Origin of the sequence: Neisseria zoodegmatis, from assembly GCF_900187305.1 — a bacterium.
GTDB classification, from domain to species: domain Bacteria; phylum Pseudomonadota; class Gammaproteobacteria; order Burkholderiales; family Neisseriaceae; genus Neisseria; species Neisseria zoodegmatis.
In genome coordinates this window covers 34908-59618 of the sequence record NZ_LT906434.1, presented here as the reverse complement: position 1 = coordinate 59618, position 24711 = coordinate 34908, and the positions used below count along the sequence as shown (strand labels likewise).

Annotated in this window: 26 protein-coding genes, 5 tRNA genes, 2 pseudogenes and 1 riboswitch; of the genes and pseudogenes, 27 read left to right on the top strand and 6 right to left on the bottom strand. The window is 49.9% G+C overall.

The window, feature by feature from the left end; all coding sequences use genetic code 11:
* Positions 1-64: 64 nt before the first annotated feature.
* Positions 65-871 carry a cytochrome C assembly family protein gene (locus tag CKV66_RS00290; RefSeq protein ID WP_085364138.1) on the top strand — a complete coding sequence of 269 codons (807 nt, stop codon included), beginning with the start codon at positions 65-67 and terminating at the stop codon, positions 869-871.
* Between the two features lie 396 nt (positions 872-1267).
* Here the strand turns inward: CKV66_RS00290 and CKV66_RS00285 are convergent, their stop codons facing one another.
* Positions 1268-1927, bottom strand: coding sequence for an HAD-IA family hydrolase (locus CKV66_RS00285; protein WP_085364137.1), 660 nt, complete (start codon positions 1925-1927; stop codon positions 1268-1270).
* Between the two features lie 400 nt (positions 1928-2327).
* Between CKV66_RS00285 and mgtE the strand changes: the two genes are divergently transcribed.
* Together mgtE and CKV66_RS00275 are read left to right on the top strand one after the other, a co-directional pair.
* On the top strand, positions 2328-3764 hold the full coding sequence (gene mgtE, locus CKV66_RS00280; RefSeq protein ID WP_085364136.1) for a magnesium transporter: 1437 nt from the start codon (positions 2328-2330) through the stop codon (positions 3762-3764).
* A 135-nt stretch (positions 3765-3899) separates the two neighbouring features.
* Positions 3900-3976, top strand: a tRNA-Met gene (locus tag CKV66_RS00275).
* 270 nt (positions 3977-4246) lie between these two features.
* Here CKV66_RS00275 and rlmH read toward each other — a convergent pair.
* The 3 genes from rlmH to CKV66_RS00260 all read right to left on the bottom strand — a co-directional run bounded on the left by rlmH (position 4247) and on the right by CKV66_RS00260 (position 6362).
* On the bottom strand, positions 4247-4717 hold the full coding sequence (gene rlmH, locus CKV66_RS00270; protein ID WP_085360044.1) for a 23S rRNA (pseudouridine(1915)-N(3))-methyltransferase RlmH: 471 nt from the start codon (positions 4715-4717) through the stop codon (positions 4247-4249).
* 80 nt (positions 4718-4797) lie between these two features.
* Complete coding sequence (locus CKV66_RS00265) at positions 4798-5016, bottom strand: SlyX family protein (protein ID WP_085364135.1); 219 nt, start codon at positions 5014-5016, stop codon at positions 4798-4800.
* Entirely contained in the window at positions 5016-6362 is a 1347-nt protein-coding gene (locus CKV66_RS00260) for a Na+/H+ antiporter family protein (protein ID WP_085364134.1), read from the bottom strand. The genes CKV66_RS00265 and CKV66_RS00260 overlap by 1 nt, the downstream gene beginning before the upstream one ends.
* A 333-nt stretch (positions 6363-6695) precedes the next feature.
* On the opposite strand from CKV66_RS00260, the gene CKV66_RS12400 reads away from it, so the two are divergent.
* From CKV66_RS12400 to CKV66_RS00240, 4 genes are all read left to right on the top strand, one after another.
* Positions 6696-6842: a lipoprotein signal peptidase gene (locus CKV66_RS12400; protein ID WP_095197807.1), complete on the top strand. Its 147-nt coding sequence runs from the start codon at positions 6696-6698 to the stop codon at positions 6840-6842.
* A gap of 95 nt (positions 6843-6937) precedes the next feature.
* Positions 6938-7297 carry a VacJ gene (locus tag CKV66_RS00250; RefSeq protein WP_085364132.1) on the top strand — a complete coding sequence of 120 codons (360 nt, stop codon included), beginning with the start codon at positions 6938-6940 and terminating at the stop codon, positions 7295-7297.
* A gap of 5 nt (positions 7298-7302) precedes the next feature.
* On the top strand, positions 7303-7692 hold the full coding sequence (locus CKV66_RS00245; RefSeq protein ID WP_085364188.1) for an acyl-CoA thioesterase: 390 nt from the start codon (positions 7303-7305) through the stop codon (positions 7690-7692).
* On the top strand, positions 7689-8177 hold the full coding sequence (locus CKV66_RS00240; protein WP_085364131.1) for a TlpA disulfide reductase family protein: 489 nt from the start codon (positions 7689-7691) through the stop codon (positions 8175-8177). The genes CKV66_RS00245 and CKV66_RS00240 overlap by 4 nt, the downstream gene beginning before the upstream one ends.
* 94 nt (positions 8178-8271) lie before the next feature.
* Here the strand turns inward: CKV66_RS00240 and CKV66_RS00235 are convergent, their stop codons facing one another.
* On the bottom strand, positions 8272-9003 hold the full coding sequence (locus CKV66_RS00235) for a LytR/AlgR family response regulator transcription factor (protein WP_085364130.1): 732 nt from the start codon (positions 9001-9003) through the stop codon (positions 8272-8274).
* A gap of 833 nt (positions 9004-9836) precedes the next feature.
* On the opposite strand from CKV66_RS00235, the gene rsmD reads away from it, so the two are divergent.
* The gene (gene rsmD, locus CKV66_RS00230) at positions 9837-10406 is read left to right on the top strand and encodes a 16S rRNA (guanine(966)-N(2))-methyltransferase RsmD (protein WP_085364129.1); all 570 of its coding nucleotides are present in this window, start codon (positions 9837-9839) and stop codon (positions 10404-10406) included.
* 80 nt (positions 10407-10486) lie between these two features.
* Here the strand turns inward: rsmD and CKV66_RS00225 are convergent, their stop codons facing one another.
* The gene (locus CKV66_RS00225) at positions 10487-10927 is read right to left on the bottom strand and encodes a YiiD C-terminal domain-containing protein (RefSeq protein WP_231990495.1); all 441 of its coding nucleotides are present in this window, start codon (positions 10925-10927) and stop codon (positions 10487-10489) included.
* 78 nt (positions 10928-11005) lie between these two features.
* A riboswitch (TPP riboswitch) is annotated at positions 11006-11104 on the top strand.
* A 101-nt stretch (positions 11105-11205) separates the two neighbouring features.
* Here CKV66_RS00225 and thiC point away from each other — a divergent pair.
* From thiC to rplJ, 19 genes and pseudogenes are all read left to right on the top strand, one after another.
* Entirely contained in the window at positions 11206-13080 is a 1875-nt protein-coding gene (gene thiC / locus CKV66_RS00220; RefSeq protein WP_085364128.1) for a phosphomethylpyrimidine synthase ThiC, read from the top strand.
* 149 nt (positions 13081-13229) lie between these two features.
* Positions 13230-13369 (top strand): annotated as a pseudogene (locus CKV66_RS12395) (lipoprotein signal peptidase); the annotation flags it as partial.
* 36 nt (positions 13370-13405) lie between these two features.
* The gene (locus tag CKV66_RS00210; protein WP_231990552.1) at positions 13406-14560 is read left to right on the top strand and encodes an FAD-dependent oxidoreductase; all 1155 of its coding nucleotides are present in this window, start codon (positions 13406-13408) and stop codon (positions 14558-14560) included.
* Positions 14547-14744: a sulfur carrier protein ThiS gene (gene thiS, locus CKV66_RS00205; RefSeq protein ID WP_054600413.1), complete on the top strand. Its 198-nt coding sequence runs from the start codon at positions 14547-14549 to the stop codon at positions 14742-14744. Before CKV66_RS00210 ends, thiS begins: the two co-directional genes overlap by 14 nt.
* A 133-nt stretch (positions 14745-14877) precedes the next feature.
* On the top strand, positions 14878-15675 hold the full coding sequence (locus CKV66_RS00200) for a thiazole synthase (protein ID WP_085364127.1): 798 nt from the start codon (positions 14878-14880) through the stop codon (positions 15673-15675).
* 108 nt (positions 15676-15783) lie between these two features.
* Entirely contained in the window at positions 15784-17205 is a 1422-nt protein-coding gene (locus CKV66_RS00195; RefSeq protein ID WP_085364126.1) for a cryptochrome/photolyase family protein, read from the top strand.
* Positions 17206-17444: 239 nt separating this feature from the next.
* On the top strand, positions 17445-17729 hold the full coding sequence (locus tag CKV66_RS00190; protein WP_085364125.1) for a hypothetical protein: 285 nt from the start codon (positions 17445-17447) through the stop codon (positions 17727-17729).
* A gap of 206 nt (positions 17730-17935) precedes the next feature.
* Entirely contained in the window at positions 17936-19339 is a 1404-nt protein-coding gene (locus CKV66_RS00185; RefSeq protein WP_373962303.1) for an OmpP1/FadL family transporter, read from the top strand.
* Between the two features lie 192 nt (positions 19340-19531).
* Complete coding sequence (locus tag CKV66_RS00180) at positions 19532-19783, top strand: YfhL family 4Fe-4S dicluster ferredoxin (protein WP_085364123.1); 252 nt, start codon at positions 19532-19534, stop codon at positions 19781-19783.
* Between the two features lie 134 nt (positions 19784-19917).
* Positions 19918-20001, top strand: a tRNA-Tyr gene (locus CKV66_RS00175).
* 42 nt (positions 20002-20043) lie between these two features.
* A tRNA-Gly gene (locus tag CKV66_RS00170) sits at positions 20044-20117 on the top strand.
* A gap of 10 nt (positions 20118-20127) precedes the next feature.
* A tRNA-Thr gene (locus tag CKV66_RS00165) sits at positions 20128-20202 on the top strand.
* 45 nt (positions 20203-20247) lie between these two features.
* A complete protein-coding gene (tuf, locus tag CKV66_RS00160; RefSeq protein ID WP_085360686.1) occupies positions 20248-21432 on the top strand; it encodes an elongation factor Tu in 1185 nt (394 codons plus the stop codon).
* Positions 21433-21438: 6 nt separating this feature from the next.
* Positions 21439-21514, top strand: a tRNA-Trp gene (locus CKV66_RS00155).
* Between the two features lie 424 nt (positions 21515-21938).
* Positions 21939-22100: pseudogene (secE, locus tag CKV66_RS12385) on the top strand (preprotein translocase subunit SecE); the annotation flags it as partial.
* Between the two features lie 2 nt (positions 22101-22102).
* A complete protein-coding gene (gene nusG, locus CKV66_RS00145) occupies positions 22103-22639 on the top strand; it encodes a transcription termination/antitermination protein NusG (protein WP_085360684.1) in 537 nt (178 codons plus the stop codon).
* 142 nt (positions 22640-22781) lie between these two features.
* Entirely contained in the window at positions 22782-23213 is a 432-nt protein-coding gene (gene rplK, locus CKV66_RS00140) for a 50S ribosomal protein L11 (RefSeq protein WP_054599427.1), read from the top strand.
* Position 23214: 1 nt separating this feature from the next.
* On the top strand, positions 23215-23907 hold the full coding sequence (gene rplA, locus CKV66_RS00135; RefSeq protein WP_054599428.1) for a 50S ribosomal protein L1: 693 nt from the start codon (positions 23215-23217) through the stop codon (positions 23905-23907).
* Between the two features lie 255 nt (positions 23908-24162).
* On the top strand, positions 24163-24663 hold the full coding sequence (gene rplJ, locus CKV66_RS00125; RefSeq protein ID WP_085364551.1) for a 50S ribosomal protein L10: 501 nt from the start codon (positions 24163-24165) through the stop codon (positions 24661-24663).
* The last annotated feature ends 48 nt before the right edge of the window (positions 24664-24711 follow it).

Here is a 24711-nt window from a genome sequence, read left to right as displayed (position 1 = left end):
ATAAAATTATTTTATTTTACACTAGGCGTGCGCCGCTGAATATGCACGCAAGAGAAAGTTTGTCATGCCGATTGTATTGGTTTGTTTGATACTGGTGTATGCCGCGTTGGCGGGCTTTGTGTGGTTCCATCACAAAACCCGCAGCGACAAGCCTTATCCGGTTAAAGCCGAATTAGCCGTGCTTGCCCCGACCTTGCTGGTGCACGGCGCGGTGCTGTTTTTGCCCGTGGTGCAAGATCATGTGGTGGTAATGGGTTTTGGTTATGCGGTCAGTCTGATTGTGTGGCTGATGCTGATGCTGTATTGGACGGGCAGCTTTTTTTATTGCCTGCGCGGTTTGCAGCTGCTGCTGTATCCTTGTGTGGTCTTGTCGTTGGTATTGGGCGCGGTGTTTCCCGGCAAGATGTCGGGTTATCCCATCAACGATTGGCCGTTTATGCTGCATATCGGCACGTCGTTATTAGCTTATGGTTTGTTCGGCATCGTTACTTTGCTGGCAGTGCTGATTTTGCTGTTGAATCACGATTTGCACAAAAAAAGGTTTTCGCCGTTGGTGTCGTTCCTGCCGCCGTTGCTCAGCTTGGAAAAGTTGATGTTTCAAGGTATGTGGGTGGGCTTTCTGTTGCTGACTTATGCCGTAGTGAACGGTACGTTTTTTGCCGATGATGTTTTTGGACAACCTGTGCATTTCACTCATAAAACGCTCTTCGGTATTGTATCGTGGCTGATTTACGGCGGTTTGTTGCTGAAACGCGGGATGACGGCATGGCGCGGTAAAAAGGCGGCGGTGTGGACTATTATTGCTTTTCTGAGTTTGATGTTGGCTTATGTGGGCAGTAAATTTGTGATGGAAATTATATTGCACCGCTAAGTGATTCAAAGCTGATTGCAAGCTTTTCGGGCAAACCGATCCGAGTTTGCCTTGCTTAAATTAAATATCGAACACAGTAAATAAAACAGGCTGCCTTTGACGGGCAGCCTGTTTTGCTAATGCTGATAACTACTTCAATTCTCTCTCTATTTTTGTAGCCTTTGCTTACTTGGCTTTGTGATTGAAATCACGTTGTATGTAGTGCAATGTAATTCATATTAATTGAAAGCGCAAGCTCGGAATGGTTGAAAGCAGCAATAAAGCCCGGTTCTGATTGAAAGAATGCTTGTGTTGGCGTTTAAAGCCAGCTATTTCTGGTTTAATGGAATTAAATGTTAAGCATTTTTCGGGCAAAAAGCGCAGGTAAAGTCAAAAAAACGTTGATAGAAGAAAATGTTATGTCATTTGTATTTTTGACAAAAATTCGGGCAGTGCGGATAAATCTTTTAAGACGGCCAAGCAGGGCTGCCCGGCCAGTTGTGCGGCGGAATGTGCGCCGGTGGCTACGGCGATGGCAGGTGCGCCGGCGTTGGCGGCCATTTCCAGATCGTAAACGGTATCGCCGACCACCACGCTGTCGGCGGGTTGCAGCCCCAGCTCGTCGCACAGTTTGAAAACCATATCGGGTGCGGGTTTGGAAGGCTGTTCGCTGGCGCAAGTGGTGGTCAGCCAGAAATCTGCCGTGCCGGTTTGGGCGATGGCTTTGTCCAGTCCGATGCGGCCTTTGCCGGTGGCGACGGCCAACCAGTAGCCTTGTTCTTTTAAGGTGCGCAGGCACGGCAGGGCGGAGTCGAAGAGGCGCATGTTGTGGTTGTTGGGGTTGAGATAATGGTGGGCGTAGGTTTCGGCGAGTTGTTCTTTCAGATGCTGGTCGGCATCGGGAGCCAGACGGTGGATGATGGTAACAAGGTTGTAACCGATTAAGCTCCGTATCGTGTCGGCTTCGGGTGCAGGCAGGCCGCAGTCGGCAAAGGTGTGCTGGAAGGTGTTGATAATCGGGCCGGTGGTGTCGGCAAGCGTGCCGTCCCAATCGAAAATAATCAGTTTGGGTTTCATGGTGTCGTCCTGTCGGTAGGCGGGTTGCTGCTGCATCAGATGGTTGATTATACAGCGGGATTATTGGAATCTCTAATGGGCGTAAGGGTGGGTTTCCGTAGTTGGCACGGGTTTGGGCCGTCTGAAAAAATGCGGCTTCGGGTTTGTTGTTTTCAGACGGCCTCTCACTCCGTAAAACCTTGCCCGAAGATGTCGGCAAGATTTTTGCCGGCATATGTAAGCATTGGTAAAGCGGGCCGAATCGGTGTAGAATATGCGCCGTTTCCAACTCAAGACCTGCAAAGCGCAGGCACATGCCATGGACCTTCCCAGTTCATCATTACAACCTTATAACGACAACCCTACCGTTTAATCACCCCGCCTGAATACTGCTCCCGCAACACAGGCGGGCGGAGTATTTATGAGCATCGAGCAAGACATCCCGACTCAAACCGATTTAGACCGCTTGCCGCTTGATATCGAGCGCATCCACGAATTGTCTGAAGCGCTGCTGCCCGTTTCTTCGCAAATCGAAGAAGGGCAGGAGATTGAAGACATCGAACTCAACACCAAGTTAGTCGAATTAATCAGCATTTTGCACGAACTGCATCCGGCGGACGTGGCCAATGTACTGGAATCGCTGCCGCCGAAAGAGCGGACGCTGGTGTGGCATTTGGCTGCGCCCGAAGAGGACGGCGAAGTTTTGCTGGAAGTATCCGATGCGGTGCGCGAAACGCTGATCGAATCGATGGATACCGAAGAGCTGCTGGCGGCGGTAGACGATTTGGATGCCGACGAACTGGCCGAGCTTGCCGGCGATCTGCCGCACCAAGTGGTGTATGAAGCCCTGCAAACCCGTGATGCCGAAGAGCGGGCGCAAGTGCAGGCCGCGATGTCGTATGAAGACGACCAAGTCGGTGCGATTATGGACTTCGAGCTGGTAAGCATCCGTGCCGATGTTGCTTGCGAAGTGGTGTTGCGTTACCTGCGCCGTTTTGAAAGCCTGCCCGACCACACTGATAAAATTTTCGTGGTTGACCACGACGACGTATTGCAAGGCGTGCTGCCCATCCGCAAACTGCTGGTGGCCGACCCCGAAGAGCTGGTGGAAAACGTGATGGCTACCGACGTGGTGCGGTTCCGCCCCGAGGACAACGTGGAAGAAGCAGCGCAAGCGTTCGAACGTTACGACTTGGTAACCGCGCCCGTGGTCGATGCCGACAAAAAGCTGATCGGCCGTATCACCATCGACGAAATGGTGGACGTGATCCGCGAAGAAACCGAAGCCGATATGTTGAATATGGCCGGTTTGCAAGAGGAAGAAGACCTGTTTGCGCCGATTCTGGATTCGGTAAAAAACCGCTGGATGTGGCTCGCCATCAACCTTTGCACCGCATTTATCGCCAGCCGCGTGATCGGCGCGTTTGAAGGCAGCATCGAAAAAATCGTTGCCCTTGCCGCGTTGATGCCGATTGTGGCCGGTATCGGCGGCAACTCCGGCAACCAAACCATTACCATGATTGTGCGCGCGATGGCGATGGGCCAGCTTTCCGGTACTCAGGCCGGGCGGTTGTTGAAAAAAGAAGTGGGCGTGGCTTTGGTGAACGGTTTGATTTGGGGCACGGTGATGGGCGTGGTGTCTTGGCTGCTGTACGATAATTTCGGCATCGGCTTGGTGATGATTGCCGCCATGACCCTCAACCTGCTGCTGGCCGCCACCGTCGGCGTGCTGATTCCGGTGGCGATGGATAAAGCGGGGCGTGATCCGGCATTGGGCAGTTCGGTGCTGATTACCGCGGTTACCGATTCCGGCGGTTTCCTGATTTTCCTCGGTTTGGCAACGATATTTTTGATGTGATGAAATAAATATTGGAAGAGGCCGTCTGAAAACGGACTGTGTGAGTTTTACTAAAAACTTTTTGTTTACTCAGCGATAAAAAATGCTGAAATGTGTTGACATGAATATATAGTGTACCTATAATTACAAATCTGCCGCGGGGTGGAGCAGCATGGTAGCTCGTCGGGCTCATAACCCGAAGGTCGTAGGTTCGAATCCTGCCCCCGCAACCAAATTTCTAAAAAAGCACCTTTTGAAAAGGTGCTTTTTTGTATTTGCAGTCAATGTTTTTTTGATTTTTCGAGATATTTGATCTTTAAGAATATTTGAATGGTTGGAATCTTAGAAATCTGCAATTCGAGTTCGTTTTTCAATTTCTGTTTGTGTTCGCTTTTCTTATTTCTATCGACCACAAGGCAAGTTGAGCGGGCATTTGCCGAGTAAGCCTTCTTAACCTTTTAATAAGTTCGTGAAGTTAGCTGCTTCTGTATAAAGGCTGCGCTTCATTCCCGATGGTAAGGATGGTTGTGCAAAATCGACACGGCGCGGTAAAGCTGTTCGGTGAGCAGCACGCGCACCATGCCGTGCGGCAAAGTGAGGCTGGATAGGCGCAGCATCAGCCGTGCCTGCTGTTTGAGGCGGTCGGTCATGCCGTCCGCCCCGCCGATCACAAAGCAGACATGCTCGCCGTTTTGCTGCCAGTTTTTCAGATGCTCCGCCAGTTCCACCGAAGTGGGGGCTTTGCCGCGTTCGTCCAACACCACTAAAAATGCGCCTTGCGGCACCGCTTCGAGAATGCGTTTTTCTTCCGCCGCCATGCCCTGCGCGGCATTCACGCCTGCGCCGCGTTTTTCGGGCTTGATTTCTTTGAGGGTGTAGTTCACGTCGCGCCCGAAACGCTTGGCGTATTCGTTTACGGCTTCGTCCACCCAGCGCGGCATTTTGGTGCCGACGGCTAAAACGGTAATATTCATGGCTCTTTCTCTTGCGGAAAATCTGCTGTGATAATGATGAGGCCGTCTGAAACGGTTTTCAGACGGCCTCATCATTAAGGTTAATAATGCGGCGGTATCTCATCGAGCAGGCTGTACGGCTCGCTACCGTCGCTGCTGCTTTTTTCCTGCATCCGCTGATACAGCAACCGCAACTGTCCTTGCTGTAAATCAAGGGTTTGCTGCATCTTGGCAATGGTATCGTTCAGGCTGGTAATCAAGTCTTCCTGTAAGGCCGTCTGAATTTCCAACTCGGTAACGCGTGCTTCCAAATCATTCATCACAGCACCATCGCGGCAACCCAGCCGGAAACCATCAGCGGCAGGTTATAGTGCAGGAAGGTAGGGATAACCGTATCGCGCACGTGGTCATGCTGGCCGTCCACATTCAAACCGGCGGTGGGGCCCAAGGTGGAATCGGATGCTGGCGAACCGGCATCGCCCAATGCGCCTGCCGTACCGATCAAAGCCAAAGTAGCCATCGGCGAGAAGCCCATGCTGATGCACAAGGGCACATAAATGGTGGCGATAATCGGCAAGGTGGAAAACGAGCTGCCTATGCCCATGGTAACCAACAAACCCACCAGCAGCATCACAAAAGCCGCCATGCCTTTGTTGCCGGCAAACATGTCGGCAGAGGCTTTTACCAGCGATTCAATCTGGCCGGTGGCTTTCATCACTTCGGCAAAACCTTGCGCGGCAATCATGATGAAGCCGATCATCGCCATCATTTTTACACCGTCGTTAAACACGGTGTCCGCTTCTCCCCAGCGCACCACGCCTGCCGCCATAAACACGGCAAAGCCAACCATCGCGCCCAGCAGCAGTGAATCTGCCCACAACTGCACCGCAAAAGAAACCACGATCGCCAAAACTGCGACAATGCTGCGGTAGGTAGAAATTTTAGGCTGTGCCGCGGCTTGGTGGTTGGCTTCCACATCTGCTGCGGTATTTTGATAAATACGCGGACGGCGGTAGCTGATGAAAACCGCTACCAGCAAGCCTGCAATCATGCCCAGAGCGGGAATGGTCATGGCTTGAACGACGTTGATATTTGCCACGTCCAAACCGGCTTTCGTGATGTTGCCGACCAAAATCTGTTTCAAGAAGATTTCACCGAAGCCCACCGGCAGCCACATATAAGTGGTCACCAAACCGAAAGTCATCACACAGGCCAGCAGGCGGCGGTCGATTTGGATGCGGTTGAACACCAACAGCAGCGGCGGAATAATCAGCGGAATAAACGCGATATGGATGGGAATCAGGTTTTGGCTCATCACGCTCATTGCCAACAAGGCCAACAGCAACCCCCATTTTACCGTGTTGACGCTGCCCGGCACATTGTCGCGCACATGGCTGTTATCCAAGCGGCGGATAACGGCATTGGCCAGCGTTTGCGGCAAACCCGAATGGGCGATGGCCACGGCAAACGCACCCAACATGGCGTAAGAAAGTGCAATCTGCGCACCGTTGGCCAAGCCGGTTTGAAATACTTCCATGGTTTTGCTCAGCCCCAAACCGCCGAGCAAACCACCTGCCAGCGCGCCCAGCAGCAGGCTCAGCACCACATGCACCCGCGCCAGCGACAAGATCAGCATCACGGCAACGGCAATTACAACGGCATTCATATCTATTCCCTTTGTTTTTCAGCACGGCGTTCTTGCCGCGGCGGTTAGCATTTTCGATGCGGCATAACTTTAAAAAGCTCGGGTTGTTACCGAACCGTTTCAGACGCTTTGCCGCATACAAATCATGTTAATAAAACCGCCTGATTTTACCCGTCATCAAGAAAGTTTACAAATATGCTCATGAATTAAACCGAATATTCCATGCGGACTCGGTTGGCTTAGTTCTCAAGGGAAAGGTGGAGTAGTAGCCGAAGTCGGAATTTGTGTTCGATGGTTCGCCGAATGATAAGAATGCGGTATCACCGATATAGAGCTTGATTCAGGCTGAGACCTTTGCAAAACCCTCATCTGCGGCGCATTTCTGCGTTGTGCGCTGCTCGCTCGTTTGCCTATCTATGTGATATATCTGCACTCGCTGTGCTGCTACGCCTTGAACTGCATCCACATCTGAGAGTTTTGCAAAGGTCTCAGGCCGTCTGAAAATAGAAAGATTTTCAGACGGCCTTTGGCGCTCCGTATGGATTTTCCCATGTCTTTGCTATATCATTTCGACCATTACAAGCAGGAGCACAGCCATGTATGAAGTCAACCGCAGCGTATTTTTACTGATCCCCTTGGAGCCTTTTTGGAATTGGCTGCAATCACTGCCGGAAACCCCGATGGACATCACTTTGGAAGATTTGCAGTCTGATGCAAACTCCTATCTGATCCGTCCGTGCGAAACAGCCGATGAAGTGTGGGACGAAATCGAAGCCCGCTTTGAACAGATTTTCGCCGCAGAGTTGGCCGATTGGTGTGAAGACGAAAGTTTGTGGCCCGATTTGGATGCCGATATTTTCAATGAATGGTTCGACATCCAGCTCTCTACCGTAGTCACGGATTTGGAACAAGAGCCTTTGGGCCGTGAAATTTTCCAGCCGATTACCCTTAATTGATGCCCATGACAGTTATCCGTGTACGAAGCTATCATCTAGACGGTTACGGTCATGTAAATAATGCGCGCTACCTCGAGTTTCTCGAAGAAGCGCGCTGGGCTTTTTTTGAGCAGCAAAATTGGTTGCCGCTTTTGGAAAGCATCATGATGGTGGTAACGCGTATCGACATACAATACCGCCGCGCCGTTCAAGAAGGGCATGAATTGCATATCAAAACCCGCGTTGATGCGGTTGAACCGCGTCAGGTTTTATTAACCCAAACCATCGTGCGCGCCGACACAGGCAAAACGATTACCGAGGCCGGAATCACTTTGGTTCCCGTAGGTTCAAACGGCCGCGCCATCGATTTACCCGAAGAACTCTCCACTTTTCTCACACAACACATCACATCATGAAAAAATTTTTTACTTTTGCTGCCGTTTTGACCGTAGCAGCCTTGCTCGCTTTTGTTTTATGGCCGAAAAACCAACCCGTTACCGCCTTTTCGTTGCCGGATTTAAAAGGCAAAACCGTCAGCAATGCCGATTTGCAGGGTAAAGTTACCCTGATTAATTTTTGGTATCCCTCATGCCCGGGCTGTGTCAGCGAGATGCCGAAACTGATGAAAACCGCGCAAGATTATCAAGGCAAAGACTTCCAGATTATTGCCATTTCACTGCCTTACGACCCGATTGAGAGTGTTGTCAATTATGCAGAAGACCGCAAGCTGCCTTTTACGGTGATGTATGACGCGGACGGAAAAACGGGTAAGGCTTTCGGCGTTAAGGTTGCGCCGACATCGTTTTTTGTGAATAAAAAAGGCGAGTTGCTGAAAACTTTTGTCGGTGAGCCGGATTTTGCACAGCTGTACCAAGAGATTGACCGTGAATTGGCTCAATAAATACATATACAAAGAAAAGGCCGTCTGAAAAATTTTCAGACGGCCTTTTTGCTATTGAATGATTGAATGTTGTTAAACGCTTACCGTATATGTATCAACCTTCACGCAAAATTTTGCGGATGGCGGCAAGCTGACGGCGGCTGACGGCCAAAGGCTTGTCGATATCCAAAACTCTTGCGCCCCAAGTGGCATTGGTGTCGTCTTCTTCGCCGCTGTCCAAACGGATCAGGCAGTCTAAAGTGTGGCGGAACACCAAAGCGTTGCGGTGGATGCGGATGATTTTGTCGCCCAGCAGCTCTTCCCAGTAAACCAGTGTTTTGGGCAGTTCGTAGCTTTGACCGTCGCCGGTAAACAGGAATACGGTTTTGTGTTCGGCCATCAGATAGCGTACTTGCTGCCACGGGATTTCGACCATTCTGTTGCGGTTGAACACTTTGAAATGGGTGAAATCGTCGGCTTTTTCACGGTGTTTTTCGTTCAGGCGCTCTAAAGCCGCTTGCAGGCGCGATACTTTGATCGGCTTCAACAGATAATCTGCTGCGGCCAGCTCAAACGCTCTTAAGGCATGTTCTTCGTAGGCGGTGGTGAAAATCACTTCGGGTTGTTTCTTGGCAACGCGCTTGATGCGTTCCACCAATTCCAAGCCGGTGATTTCGGGCAGGCCGATGTCGGCAAACACAATATCTGCTTCGTGAATGCTCAACCAATCCAGCGCAGGTTGTGCATGGTGGAAAATTTTCAGCAATACTACGTTACATTCTTCCAGCAAAACCCGCAGGCGTTCTGCCGCCAATACTTCATCTTCAACAATAATCGCACTCAGCATATTCTGTCAGTCTATTGGTTTTATCATTAAATGTTCGAATACGAACGACCAAGAAATTACCACGAGTGGCAATATATTATCAAACTGCTAAAAGGGATAAAAAAGCTTATATACATGCATCGTATCCCGAGCGATAACATATATCAATATTCATTTTAAAAGCCATAATATACACATAACATTTTAAAATGACAAAGAATTAAAATTATTAATCAAGAAGCTGTGATTATATTAAAATTCAAATCAAATTCAAATAAACAACAAAGTAAAAATTCACAAAAATAAATAAAACTTATGAATATTATACCATTGTTTACAATTTTGAACTGAGTACGGCTTCAAAATTTAGACGGGTGTGCTTTTGCTTTTATTAAAATAGTGAAGGAGAAAAGCCTTGAATCATGGGCTTTTCAAGCATTTTTTTGTTTGATTGTTCTTGATGGTGATTCGGGAAAACCTGCGTTGTTGCGTCACAAACTGCGATAATGGGGTAATGTAAATAATCTGTTGCTAAACTGCAATGAAAATTTTGGCGGCAGATTTTGTGCAAGAAAACACGGGTGGGAAACAGCGTATCATTTGCGGTATTGTAAGCGAATCTGCTGTGTATTGGATTCGTTTGCGCAACGGCATAATGATTGAATGAATATTTTAACGATAGGGCGTTTTAAGCGGCTGTCTTTCAGATATAGGCTCATTATTTATGCGTGAAAAGGCCGTCTGAAAATACGTTTACGCATGTTTTTTGCCTTCGTTTGGTTTGAGATAATTTATATCAAAGATTTTATATATTATATAAGTATATTTTTTGAGGTTTACCGGGTTCGCCATCTATGAAACACACTAAACACCATAATCAAATCCGCATTATCGGCGGCACGTACCGCGGCAGGAGGCTGTATTTTTCGGATGCAGACGGTTTGCGGCCCACGCCCGACAGTGTGCGCGAGCGTTTGTTTAACTGGTTGGGGCAGGATTTGACCGGGCAGGCCGTTTTGGATTTATTCGGCGGCAGCGGAGCTTTGGGTGTGGAGGCGGCGTCGCGCCATGCGCGTAAGGTGGTGGTGGTGGAAAACAACCGTAAAACGCTGGCGAACATTCAAAACAATGTGCGCGAGCTGGAGCTGGCGCAGATAGAAACGGTGGTTTCAGACGGCCTTTCGTATTTGAAACAGGGGCGGGAGTGTTTTGATACTGTGTTTTTGGATCCGCCGTTTAACTGGCAGCAGTGGCCGGAGCTGTTTGAATTGCTCAAAGGCCGTCTGAATCGGGGAGCGATGGTTTATATAGAAGCAGGCCGTTTGCCGGAAATACCTGAATGGCTGGCTGTTTACCGTGAAGGCAAAGCGGGCATGAGTAAGTTTGCTTTGCTGGCGTATGAGGAAGAGCCGTCGGAGCTATAAGGCCGTCAAGTCGGGCGATTAAGATGAGCCGATAAGCTGATTTCGGGGAACGGCGGTTTAGGCGGTTTTCCTGTGCAGCATCAAGCCAAGACTACATATTTTCCTTCAAATCGGGCAACTTCGATGCCTTCGCTGAACAGAACGCAGGTTACGCTGATTTTGCCTTTGCCGCGTTCCGACAGCATTCGGCTGCACAGCGCCCAAGCTTCGGGGTCTGTTTTTTCGCATACCGCGCTTAAATCGCCGGTGGCGGGTTTGGTATAGCGGATAGTGCTTTCCTGAATCACGATTTTGCCGTGGTATTCGGGGTAATTCAGATGCACCAGCGACCAGCCGCACAAAGTGGCGAGCATGGATATGCTGCCGCCGAATACGGTGTGATGGTGGTTGCGGTTGATGGAAATCGGTGCGGACAACACCACCCGTTGCGGCGAGCTTTCGCTCACGCCTAATGACAAGGCGGCGGAGGCGGGGATATTGTGGTGGAGGAAGGTTTGCAGTTCGGCGGCGTTCATCATCATACAAGTCGGATTGGCATTGGCCGATTATATCGTTAAACCGGCACTTGATTGGTGTTTGCGAATTGTGTTTTAATCCGCACAACGAAACAGGGGTGCTGCATTTTATTGTGCGGCTGAGAGTTACCCTTTATACCCGAACAAGATAATACTTGCGTGGGGAGTTTTCAGCGTAACCGATTTTTTTCAGACGGCCTCAAACTCTATCGGCAGGCCGTCTGAAAAGCAGATACCGTGCTCCTGTTTCTCTTTTTGCGAACGAGAAAACAGGAGCGTTTTTTATGGTATTGAAAACCACAGGCCGAGAGGCCGCCCAGTTTGACGAGTTGAGCCAAGATATCGGCATCCGCTTCAAATACCCGAATTCCACCAAAGTTTATCTGCAAGGCAGTCGTGCCGACATCCGCGTGCCGCTGCGCGAAATCGCCCAAGACGACACCGTAACCGACAAAGGCCGCGAACCGAACCCGCCGATTCCGGTGTACGACACCAGCGGCGTGTATGGCGATCCTTCCGCCCATATCGACCTCAAACAAGGGCTGCCGCATATCCGCAGCGCGTGGATAGAAGAGCGCGGCGATACCGAACGCTTGGCCGGTTTATCCAGCGAATACGGCCTGCAACGCGCCCACGACCCGAAAACCGCCCACCTGCGTTTCAACCAAATCACCCGGCCTCTGCGCGCCAAAGCGGGTAAAAACGTGACCCAGATGCACTATGCGCGACAAGGCATCATCACGCCGGAGATGGAGTTTGTCGCCCTGCGCGAGCGCATGAAAATGGAAGAAATCTGGCGCGACCCGCGTTACGCCAAAATCATCAAGCAGCATGCCGGCGAATCGTTCGGCGCGAACCTGCCCACCCATCCCGACCAAATCACGCCCGAGTTTGTGCGCAGCGAAATTGCCGCCGGCCGCGCGATTATTCCTGCCAACATCAACCACCCCGAGTTGGAACCGATGATTATCGGCCGCAATTTCCGTGTCAAAATCAACGGCAACTTGGGCAACTCCGCCGTTACTTCTTCGCTCACCGAGGAAGTGGAAAAAATGGTGTGGTCGCTGCGCTGGGGTGCCGACACGATTATGGATTTGTCCACCGGCGCGCACATTCACGAAACGCGCGAATGGATTATCCGCAACGCGCCTGTGCCCATCGGTACCGTGCCGATTTATCAGGCATTGGAAAAAGTGGGCGGCGTGGCCGAAGACCTGACGTGGGATTTGTTCCGCGACACCTTAATCGAGCAGGCCGAGCAAGGCGTGGATTATTTCACCATCCATGCGGGTGTGCTGCTGCGTTATGTGCCGCTGACTGCCGACCGCATCACCGGTATCGTGTCGCGCGGCGGTTCGATCATGGCGAAATGGTGTTTGGCGCATCATCAGGAAAATTTCCTTTACACCCATTTCGACGAAATCTGCGAAATCATGAAGGCTTACGACGTGTCGTTCAGCCTCGGCGACGGCCTGCGCCCCGGCTGCATTGCCGATTCCAACGATGCTGCGCAGTTCGGCGAGTTGCACACGCTGGGCGAACTGACCGCCAAAGCGTGGAAGCACGACGTACAAGTGATGATCGAAGGCCCCGGCCATGTGCCGCTGCAACGCGTGAAACAAAACATGACCGAAGAGCTGCAACACTGTTTTGAAGCGCCGTTCTACACGCTCGGCCCGTTGGTTACCGATATCGCCCCCGGCTACGACCACATCACTTCGGGCATCGGCGCGGCCAATATCGGCTGGTACGGCACGGCCATGTTGTGTTATGTGACTCCGAAAGAGCATTTGGGCCTGCCCGACAAAGAAGACGTGCGCACCGGCATCATCACCTACAAACTGGCTGCCCACGCCGCCGACTTGGCCAAAGGCTGGCCGGGCGCACAGTTGCGCGATAACGCCTTATCGAAAGCCCGTTTTGAATTCCGCTGGCGCGACCAGTTCCGCCTCGGCCTCGACCCCGAACGCGCCGAAAGCTACCACGACCAAACCCTGCCCGCCGAAGGCGCGAAAATAGCCCACTTCTGCTCGATGTGCGGCCCCAAATTCTGCTCGATGAAAATCACGCAGGAAGTGCGCGACTACGCCGCCGCGCAAAAAGGCATGGAAGAAAAAGCGATTGAGTTTATGAAGAAAGGTGCTGAGATTTACAGTTGATGCGCTTTGAGGCCGTCTGAAAACGCAGATGTTGTTTCAGACGGCCTTTTATGTATGGTTTCACAGATCTTATCATTTCGGCTTAAGAGGCCGTCTGAAAAAACGATGCCGATGTAAGTGAATGAAATAAAGAATAAAAACCGAGGCCTTTGCAAAACTCTCATCTGCGGCGCATTTCTGCGTTGTGCGCTGCTCGCTCGTTTGCCTATCTATATATGATATGTCTGCACTCGCTGTGCTGCTACGCCTTGAACTGCATCCACATCTGAGAGTTTTGCAAAGGTCTCAAACCGCCTGCCGTGAGTGGGCGGCCGGAAAGGAATCCATGATGAAAACCTACCAAGCGGCGGTGCTGGGCGGCGGGTTGCTGGGGCGGCTGACTGCGTGGCGGTTGGCCGAATCGGGCGTGCGCACCGTGCTTTATGATGCCGCCTCGCCGCAAGGGGAGGGCAGTGCGGCGTATGTGGCGGCGGCCATGCTTGCGCCTGCGGCCGAATCGATAGAAGCCGAGCCTTCGGTAACGGCTTTGGGGCGGCAAAGTTTAGCGTTGTGGCGCGATTATGTCGGCAGATGGTCGAGCAAAGTGTTTTTCCAGCAAAACGGCAGTTTGATTGTGTGGCATCCGCAAGATGCCGCCTTGAGTACGCGTTTTTTGCAGCACCTTCAACTTGCACACGGCGGCACGCAACCTGCGCAGCGGTGGCAGCCGGAGGATATTGCCCGCGCCGAACCGCAGTTGGCCGGGCGCTTCCGGCAGGCTTTGTTTCTCGATGGCGAAGGGCAGCTTGATAACCGCCAAGTGTTGGCGGCATTGGCTGAAGCGTTGGTACAGGCCGGAGCGGTGTGCCGTTGGAACACGCCCGCCGAACCGCACACCCTGCATGATGAAGCGGAATGGGTCATCGATTGCCGCGGCGTCGGTGCCAAGCAGGCTTGGAACGGAGCAGACGGCAGCCGTTTGCGCGGCGTGCGCGGCGAAGTGGTGCGGGTTTATGCGCCCGAAGTCAGCCTCAACCGCCCTGTGCGCCTGCTGCACCCGCGTTATCCGCTGTATGTGTGCCCGAAAGAAAACGGCCTGTTTGTGGTCGGTGCCACCCAAATCGACAGCGAAGACGCCAGCCCGATGTCGGTTCGCAGCAGCTTGGAATTGTTTTCTGCGCTGTATGCGGTTCATCCCGCTTTCGGTGAAGCGCGGATACTCGAAAACGCCGTCGGTTTGCGCCCGACCCTTCCGCACGGCAGGCCGGAAATACGCTGCGATGCAGGCAAACGCCTGCTGGAAGCGAACGGTTTGTTCCGGCACGGTTTTATGATTTCCCCCGCCGTAGCCGAATCGGTGGTTGAGTACGTTAAGGCTTTGCTGGGCGGCTCAGATTTGCCGCAAAACGGCCGTGTGCCGCTTGTCCACACTCAAACAGCCGCTTCGGAACATCAAAACAAAGCATCTGATCAGAAAGTCCTTACTCATGCCGAACATTAAAATCAACGGAGCAAACCACAGTTTCGAAGGCCGCACCGTGGCCGATTGGCTCGCGCAGCACCCGCCGCAGCCGCCTTTTGCCGTTTCCGTCAACAAAACTTTCGTGCCGAAACAGCGTTACGGCGAAACCGAGCTGTGCAACGGCGATGAATTAGACATCGTGCGCCCCGTGGTCGGCGGCTGAATCATCAGGCCTTTACAAAACCCCCATCTGCGGCGCATTTTTGCGTTGTGCGCTGCCCGCTTGTTAGCCTATCTATATTCAAGGCCGTCTGAAAACAACAGCGCGGCCATCTCTAACTATTGGAGGAACACCCATGCTCACGTTTTACGGACATTCTTTCCCCTCCCGCCTGCTGTTGGGCACGGCGGCTTATCCTTCTTTAGATATCATGCGTCAGGCCGTGGCGGCTGCCGAGCCGGCCATGATTACCGTTGCCTTGCGCCGCCACAATCCCGCTTCCGACAGCGGCGGCGAATTGTGGACGCTGCTGCAAGAAGCCGGTATTCCGCTGCTGCCGAACACGGCCGGCTGTTTGAGCGTGCAGGAAGCCGTAACCACCGCACAAATGGCGCGCGAACTCTTTGATACCGATTGGATCAAACTCGAATTGATCGGCCACGACGACACCTTGCAGCCCGATGTATTTCAGTTGGTGGAAGCGGCAGACATCCTTATCCGTGACGGTTTTAAAGTGCTGCCGTACTGCACCGAAGATTTGATTGCCTGCCGCCGTTTGCTCGACGCGGGCTGCCAAGCGTTGATGCCGTGGGCGGCGCCAATCGGCACGGGCTTGGGTGCGGTTAACGGCTATGCCTTGCGCCTGCTGCGCGACCGGCTGCCCGACATACCGCTGATTATCGATGCCGGTTTGGGCTTGCCTTCGCATGCGGCGCAGGTGATGGAGTGGGGATTCGACGGCGTGTTGCTCAACAGCGCGGTTTCGCGCAGCGGCAATCCCGTTCAGATGGCCAAAGCATTCGCACAGGCCACCGAAGCAGGCCGCAACGCCTATGAAGCCGTGCCGATGCCCCCTTCCGAACATACCCGCGCCAGCACGCCCACGGTCGGCCAGCCCTTTTGGCACAGCGACAGCTATAACCAACCAACTTAACTTTTACTGCGGCTTGCTGCCTAGTGTTAAAGATGAATTTGACTATGCCGTTGCCGCCCAAAACCTTTACAATGCCTTCATCTCATTACACAGCGTTTCAGACGGCCTATGACTGTGCAACCCATTACGCTTATCTGGTTCCGCCGCGATTTGCGCCTGTTTGACAATACCGCTTTGCAAACCGCCATCCGCCGCGGGCTGCCTGTTGTCGGCGTATATGTTTTCGACAACCGCACCGATACCCCCGAGCAGCGCAACCACCGCCGCCTGAGTTTTCTATACGACAGCGTGGCTGCGTTTCAGACGGCCTTACAAGCCAAAAACATACCGCTGTATGTTTTGCACGGGCAGGCGGAAATCGAGATTCCCAAGCTGGCTCAAGAGCTTCATGCCGCTGCCGTCGTTTGTGCCGATGAAGACGAACCGCAGGCTTCCGCTCGCGACAACCGCATTTGGCATAAACTTGATTCGGCAGGGCGGGAAATGGTGCGGGTGGACGACCAAGTCGTGCTGCCCAAAGCCAGTGTGATGACGCACAACGGCAGGCCGTACACCGTTTTCACCCCCTATAAAAACGCTTGGCTGCAAACCTATTCCCGTCTGTTCGGGCAATGGCAGCCGGCAGACGACTGGCCCGCATTGGCGGCATTGCAGGCCGATCTACCCGACACCCTGCGCCGCCCCCCCGTTTTACCGTCTCCCGAAACGCTCGGCTTTATCCATCAGCCGACGATGTTTGCCGGCGGAGAAGAGGCCGCTCAAAAACAGCTCGGCCGTTTTCTCGAACATATCAACACTTATCATCTCGCCCGCGATTTTCCCGCACAAAAAGGCACGAGCCGGCTGTCTCCGTATCTGAGCCACGGCATGCTGTCGCCGCGCCATTTGGTTTTCTTGGCCAAACAGGCCGATAACGAAGGTGCAGGCGTTTGGCTGAGCGAGCTGATATGGCGCGAATTTTTCAAACAGGTACTGTTCCATCATCCCCATGCGGCAGAAGAAAGTTTCCGGCAGGAATACCGTTCCATCGTTTGGGAGAACAACCAAGAATGGTTCGAGCGGTGGAAAACAGGGCAAACCGGCTACCCCATTGTCGATGCCGCCATGCGCCAGCTTAAAAGCAGCGGCTGGATGCACAACCGATTGCGCATGATTACCGCCAGTTTTTTGGTTAAAGATTTATTGATCGACTGGCGGTGGGGGGAAGCATGGTTTGCCGAGCAACTCATCGACTACGACTTGGCTGCGAATAACGGCGGCTGGCAGTGGTCTGCCGGCACAGGCTGCGATGCCCAGCCGTATTTCCGAATTTTCAACCCGATCTTGCAATCGCAGAAATTCGACCCCGACGGGCAGTTTATCCGCCGCTATGTGCCGGAACTGGCGCATTTGGGCAAAGACGTCGTCCATGCACCGTGGCTGGCGCGCGAAAGCATAGATACGCACGGCTATCCCGAACCCATGGTCAATCACGCCGAACAGCGTGAAAAAGCGTTGGCGTTGTTCAAGCGCAATGATCAAACCGAATGAATAGATTAGGCTAAGGGTTATGGCTGCGAGGCCGTCTGAAAGCGAGCTGTGGGAGTTTCGCTAAAAAATGTTCAGACGGCCTCAAGCCTTTAAAGATTACTTTGGCTTTTATCCGAACTGATATAAAGACCTGTCGGTACTCTGTTGCTGCATGAATAGCGGCGGTAGTTTTAGCAAATTTTTCAAGCTGATATAGTGATTTCCGATTTTGATATAAGCGATTGAAGAAAGGATACGACATGTCTGCCCCTTATTTGCTCACGCCCCAGCCGTACCGCGGATTGGCGGTTTTTACTGCTGTTGTCGGCACTTTACTGCTGTGGCGGTATGCTTCCGCCGAGAGTGTCGCCGCCTTTGCCGCGGTGATATTGTTGTTTTTAGGTGCGCTGGTTGCCATCGCCGCCGTAGTGCTTGCGTTACGCCAACGCGACAGCGCCATCGTGATTCAAGGTTTGCTGCTGATGTTGTGGCAAATCGGCTTTCCGTTGGCGTGGATGGCCAAAATAGGGCAACAGGCCGTCTGAACATGTTGGTAAAACCGGTGTTTTGAGCGATGTTTGGCGGTGAAATGAAAAAATATCACATGAAGTGCAAAATATTGTTATAGAATTGAGTCTCTACACTAGATGGCAGACAGCCCGGATTTTCTTGCGGGCAGAATGAATGTTCCATCATACATGGCTGTTTTCAGACGGCCTTTTATCATTTTCACCCTAAATATAACTTCAAGATTATGAAATACTCACTACATCGTTTTTCTTTGGCTATGTACGCTGCGCTGGCTGCATTTGCCGCTCAAGCATCCGGATATCACTTCGGCACGCAGTCCGTTTCCGCACAAAGCACCGCCAACTCTTCCGCTGCCGAGGCCGCCGATGCTTCCACCCTGTTTTACAACCCCGCAGGTTTGAGCAAACTCGACAGCCATGAAATTTCGGCGTCGGTAAACGTGGTTGCGCCCAGCGTGAAATACAGCGAAGGCCAAGCCGTTTACAACAAAGGCCAAAAAGTTGCCGTCGGCACTACCAGCGGAAAAATCACTCCCGATGTGGTGCTTGCCCCCCATGTGTACGGCGCTTATAAAATCAACGACAACTTCACAGCAGGTTTGGGCATTTATGTGCCTTTCGGTTCGGAAACCGAGTACGATAAAAAATCCGTGCTGCGCTACAACCTGAATAAAACTGAGTTGACCAGCATCGCTGTTGAGCCGGTTGTGGCGTACAAAGTGAACGAACAGCATTCGGTGGCCGCAGGTGTGGTTGCACAATACAGCACCGCCGGCTTGCGTAAATATGCAGACTGGGGTTCATCAAGACGACCTCTTGCAGATCCAGCAGGCTTAGGGTTGCTCGACGGCCATGCCGAAGTGAAAGGTAAAGACTGGGGCTTGGGTTACCACTTGGCTTGGATGTGGGACATTAACGACCGCGCCCGCGTCGGCGTAAATTACCGCTCACGCGTTAAGCACAATCTGAAAGGTACTGCTGATTGGCAAGCAGACGGCGCGATGGCCAAAGGAATCTATGCAGCCAATATCGGTAAGCCGATCAAAGGGGGTGGCTTGGGTTATGTGCCGCATGAAAAAGCCAGCCTGAAAGTAACCACACCCGAATCACTTTCCGTACACGGCATGTATCAAGTGTATCCCCGCTGGGATGTGTTTGGCGATGTCACTTGGACGCGACACTCGCGTTTCAACCGCGCAGAGCTGAAATTTGAAAACGAAAAGCTCACGGCCAGCGGAAAAACATCCAACCAAACCGTGATCACACCGAATTGGCGTGATACCTATAAAGTTGCAGTAGGTGCGTCTTATCAAGTTAAAGATCCGTTGCAGCTGCGTTTCGGTGTGGCGTATGATCAATCGCCCGTACGCAGAGCAGAAGAGCGCTTGGTGACCATGCCCGACAATAACCGCATTTGGTACTCAGTCGGTATGAAATACGATTTGGGCAAACAGCACACCATCAACGCTGCTTACAGCTACATCCACATCCAAAAAGCCAAAGCCGTTGTTCAGGCTAAAGGTTCCAATGCAGAAGTAACCACCATCGACAGCAATGTTTCATCTTCTGCAAACTATAAGAGCCACGGTAATATCGTAGGCCTGCAATATACCTACAAATTCTAATTGCCGCATTGAATGGCTTATACTTGTGAAAAAAGCATGAGTCTTTTTCATGATGTTCAGGCCGTCTGAAAATATTCAGACGGCCTGAATACATTTATTGAAATATCAGTAAGTTCATGACCGTAAAAAAGTTTGTGATATAATCCCAGCCCGGTTTTGAATAAATATTTATATAAAAGAAAAGGAAAGAAAATGTCGCTCTTTATTACAGATGAGTGCATTAACTGTGATGTTTGCGAGCCCGAGTGCCCCAATGACGCCATTTCACAAGGCGATGAGATTTACGAAATCAATCCCAGCCTGTGCACGCAATGTGTCGGCCATTATGACGAGCCGCAATGTCAGCAAGTGTGCCCGGTAGACTGTATTCTGATTGATGAAGAAAATCCCGAAACGCAAGAAGAATTGCAAGCCAAATACGAGCGGATTGTTGCGCAAAAGTAATCCGACTCAAATCAAACCAAAGATGGCATAAAATAAAACTATTTAAAATTAATATGCTAACTTTTCAGCTGCAAAAAAATAAAAAACGCACTTGACGGCAAAAAAATAACTGTCTAATATTGCGTTTCTCTTTAGGAGGGATTCCCGAGCGGTCAAAGGGGGCAGACTGTAAATCTGTTGCGAAAGCTTCGAAGGTTCGAATCCTTCTCCCTCCACCAAAAATCCAATCAAAATTGGAGCAGAGAAAAGCATGTAAGTAAGCGGGTGTAGCTCAATGGTAGAGCAGAAGCCTTCCAAGCTTACGGTGAGGGTTCGATTCCCTTCACCCGCTCCAAAATAATTCAGCCCATGTAGCTCAGGGGTAGAGCACTCCCTTGGTAAGGGAGAGGTCGGCAGTTCAATTCTGCCCATGGGCACCATCACTAAATTTACCCAAACTTAAAGCTTAGGAATAGGAAATTGCCATGGCTAAAGAGAAATTCGAGCGGAGCAAACCGCACGTAAACGTTGGCACCATCGGTCACGTTGACCATGGTAAAACCACTTTGACTGCTGCATTGACCACTATTTTGGCTGAAAAATTCGGCGGTCAGGCTAAAGGTTACGATCAAATCGACAATGCCCCGGAAGAAAAAGCCCGCGGTATTACCATTAACACTTCTCACGTAGAATACGAAACCGAAACCCGTCACTATGCACACGTAGACTGCCCGGGTCACGCCGACTACGTTAAAAACATGATTACCGGTGCTGCCCAAATGGACGGCGCTATTTTGGTATGTTCTGCTGCTGACGGTCCTATGCCGCAAACCCGCGAGCACATCCTGTTGGCTCGCCAAGTAGGTGTACCTTACATCATCGTATTCATGAACAAATGCGATATGGTTGACGATGCAGAGCTGCTGGAGTTGGTAGAAATGGAAATCCGTGATCTGCTGAGCAGCTACGACTTCCCCGGTGATGACTGCCCGATCGTTCAAGGTTCTGCTTTGCGTGCCTTGGAAGGTGATGCAGCTTACAAAGAAAAAATCTTTGAATTGGCTGCTGCTTTGGATAGCTACATCCCGACTCCTGAGCGTGCAGTTGACAAACCTTTCTTGTTGCCGATTGAAGACGTATTCTCTATTTCAGGCCGCGGTACCGTAGTAACCGGTCGTGTAGAGCGCGGTATTATCAACGTAGGTGACGAGATTGAAATCGTAGGTCTGAAAGAGACTCAAAAAACCACTTGTACCGGTGTTGAGATGTTCCGCAAATTGCTGGATCAAGGTCAAGCTGGTGATAACGTTGGCGTACTGTTGCGCGGTACCAAACGTGAAGACGTTGAGCGTGGTCAAGTATTGGCTAAACCCGGCTCTATCACTCCGCACACCAAGTTTAAAGCTGAAGTGTACGTATTGAGCAAAGAAGAGGGTGGTCGTCATACTCCGTTCTTCGCTAACTACCGTCCTCAATTCTACTTCCGTACTACCGACGTTACCGGTGCGGTAACATTGGAAGAAGGCGTTGAGATGGTAATGCCCGGTGAGAATGTGACCATTACTGTAGAATTGATCGCTCCGATTGCTATGGAAGAAGGTTTGCGTTTTGCGATTCGCGAAGGCGGCCGTACTGTAGGTGCTGGCGTAGTATCTTCTATCATCGCTTAATATTAGAGGCCAGTAGCTCAATTGGTAGAGTATCGGTCTCCAAAACCGAGGGTTGGGGGTTCGAGACCCTCCTGGCCTGCCAATAAAAAAATTAACCGGCCTAAGTGCCGGTTAATTTTTTTACTATCTGTAAAGTTTGTAAATGCACTTTACTAAAAATATTCTTCTTTTTGACTTAAAAAGAATCAAAGCTCTGTTTAAAAGTGGGTTCTAAATTTATGTTTAATATTGGATAAAAGATGGCGGAAGATAAAAAAGAACACTTTAGCCGAATGGAAGGAAAGTTGTCTGAGCATAAAGATAACTCTGCTTTTAAAGGTGCAGATTGGTTTAAGTTGCTTATTGCCGTTCTATTGGCTTCTTGTGGTATGTGGCTGTTTTATAATATGCTGCATTTATCCATCTATGTAAGACTAATATTCCCTGTTGTTGGTTTGTTGTTGGGGTTGTTAGTAGTTTTCTACTGGTGTGATTTTGGTAAACGACTAATTACTTATATTCGAGAGTCTGTAACAGAATTTAAAAAAGTTGTTTGGCCTCCGAGGAAAGATGCTACTAGAATGACAGTTTTTGTAGTTGTTTTTGTGGCTATATTGTCGTTATTTATTTATGCAGTAGATAGTTTGATTTCTTGGTTGTTTTTTGATTTATTGCTGAAGAGGGGATAAAGATGTCGAAACGTTGGTATGTAGTGCAGGCTTATTCCGGCTTTGAGAAGAATGTACAAAAAACCTTGAAAGAACGTATCAGTCGAGAGGGAATGGATGATTATTTTGGAAAAATCCTAGTGCCTGTCGAAGAGGTCGTTGATGTTAAGAATGGTCGAAAAACAATCAGTGAGCGTAAGTTTTTTCCTGGATATGTGCTGATTGAAATGGAAATGACTGATGATTCTTGGCATTTGGTAAAAAGTACGCCAAGAGTTTCAGGTTTTATTGGTGGTACGGCTAATAAACCTATGCCTATTTCTCAAAAAGAAGTTGATGCTATTTTGCAACAAGTTCAGTCAGGCGTAGAAAAGCCCAAACCCAAAGTTGAATTTGAAGTTGGCCAACAGGTACGAGTGAATGAAGGCCCATTTGCAGACTTCAATGGAGTTGTTGAAGAAGTTAATTATGAGCGAAATAAGTTAAGAGTAACTGTGCAGATTTTTGGTCGTGAAACTCCGGTTGAGCTTGAATTTAACCAAGTAGAGAAGATCTTATAAATTGATTTAATTTCAACTTAAGTAACTTAGATATAAAGATTTAGTTGAAGTTTTTTATCGGTTAAATTATAATAATCGCTCTTTTTTTGGGGAGCGATTATTTATTTTCGCGTTATACCCGTTTTGTTAGGAGTAATTATAAGTGGCAAAAAAAATTGTAGGCTACATTAAGCTGCAGATTCCTGCAGGTAAAGCCAACCCTTCTCCTCCTGTTGGTCCTGCGTTGGGTCAACGTGGTTTGAATATTATGGAGTTTTGTAAAGCATTTAATGCTGCGACGCAATCTATGGAGCCGGGTCTGCCCATTCCTGTTGTGATTACAGCGTTTGCTGATAAATCATTCACTTTTGTGATGAAAACTCCTCCTGCTTCTATTCTTTTGAAAAAAGCTGCTGGTTTGCAGAAGGGTAGTTCTAACCCGTTAACCAATAAAGTGGGTAAAATTACTCGTGCTCAGTTGGAAGAGATTGCAAAAACAAAAGAACCTGATTTGACTGCGGCTGATTTAGATGCGGCTGTGCGCACTATTGCTGGTTCTGCCCGTTCTATGGGTTTAGATGTGGAGGGTGCGTAAAATGGCTAAAATTTCTAAGCGTTTAAAAGAACTACGTTCTTCTGTAGAAGCAAATAAATTATATTCTATTGATGATGCTATTGCGTTGGTAAAAAAAGCAGCAACTGCCAAATTTGATGAATCAGTGGATGTTTCGTTTAACCTTGGTGTTGATCCTCGTAAATCAGATCAGGTGATTCGTGGTTCAGTTGTATTGCCTAAAGGCACAGGTAAAACAACCCGTGTTGCTGTATTTACGCAAGGTGCGAATGCCGAAGCTGCTAAAGCTGCAGGTGCAGATGTTGTTGGCTTTGAAGATTTGGCAGATGAAGTGAAGAAAGGCAACTTGAATTTTGATGTTGTAATCGCTTCTCCTGATGCAATGCGTATTGTTGGCCAGTTAGGTACTATTTTGGGTCCGCGCGGTTTAATGCCTAACCCCAAAGTAGGCACAGTTACTCCAAATGTTGCTGAAGCTGTTAAGAATGCCAAGGCAGGTCAAGTTCAATATCGTACAGATAAAGCTGGTATTGTGCATGCTACTATTGGCAGAGCTTCATTTGCAGAAGCTGATTTGCGTGAAAACTTCAATGCGCTGTTGGATGCGATTGTTAAGGCTAAACCTGCTGCAGCTAAGGGTCAATACCTTAAAAAAGTAGCTGTATCAAGCACTATGGGTTTGGGTGTGCGCGTTGATACTTCAAGCGTGAATTAATACTTAAGCAAAATTTTTGGATGACCATACATACTTTATTTTCATGGTAAGTATGGCCATCTGAATTTGGGCTACTTAATTTTAAGTAGATGTCCAAGACCGTAGGGATCGTAAGATTTAATCGTAATTGCCCTACGCAGACGGTAGTCCTGAATTGAATAATCATAATCAACCGTTTCGTGATTAATATCTTTTTAGGTTGCCGAGCTGGTGGAATACGCAAGTATTTCTTTGTTTAACAGTGGGAGGTAGACCTTGAGTCTCAATATTGAAACCAAGAAAGCAACAGTAGAAGAGATTAGCAAAGCTATTGCCAATGCTCAAACTATGGTTGTTGCTGAATATCGTGGAATCAGTGTTGCCAGTATGACTGAACTTCGTGCTAATGCTCGTAAAGAAGGCGTATATTTGCGCGTTCTGAAAAACACATTGGCTCGTCGTGCAGTAGAAGGAACTTCATTTGCCGCATTGGCTGACCAAATGGTTGGACCTTTGGTGTATGCTGCGTCTGAAGATCCTGTTGCTGCTGCTAAAGTACTGCATCAATTCGCGAAAAAAGATGACAAAATTATTGTTAAGGCTGGTTCTTATAACGGTAGTGTTTTAGATGTTGCTCAAGTAAGTGAGCTGGCATCTATTCCGAGCCGTGAAGAGTTGCTGTCTAAATTGCTCTTCGTTATGCAAGCGCCTGTATCTGGCTTTGCTCGTGCATTGGCTGCCTTGGCTGAAAAAAATGCAACTGAAGAAGCCGCTTAATCGATTTTGTTTCTGTTAATTTTTAATACAATATTTGGAGTTTAAATA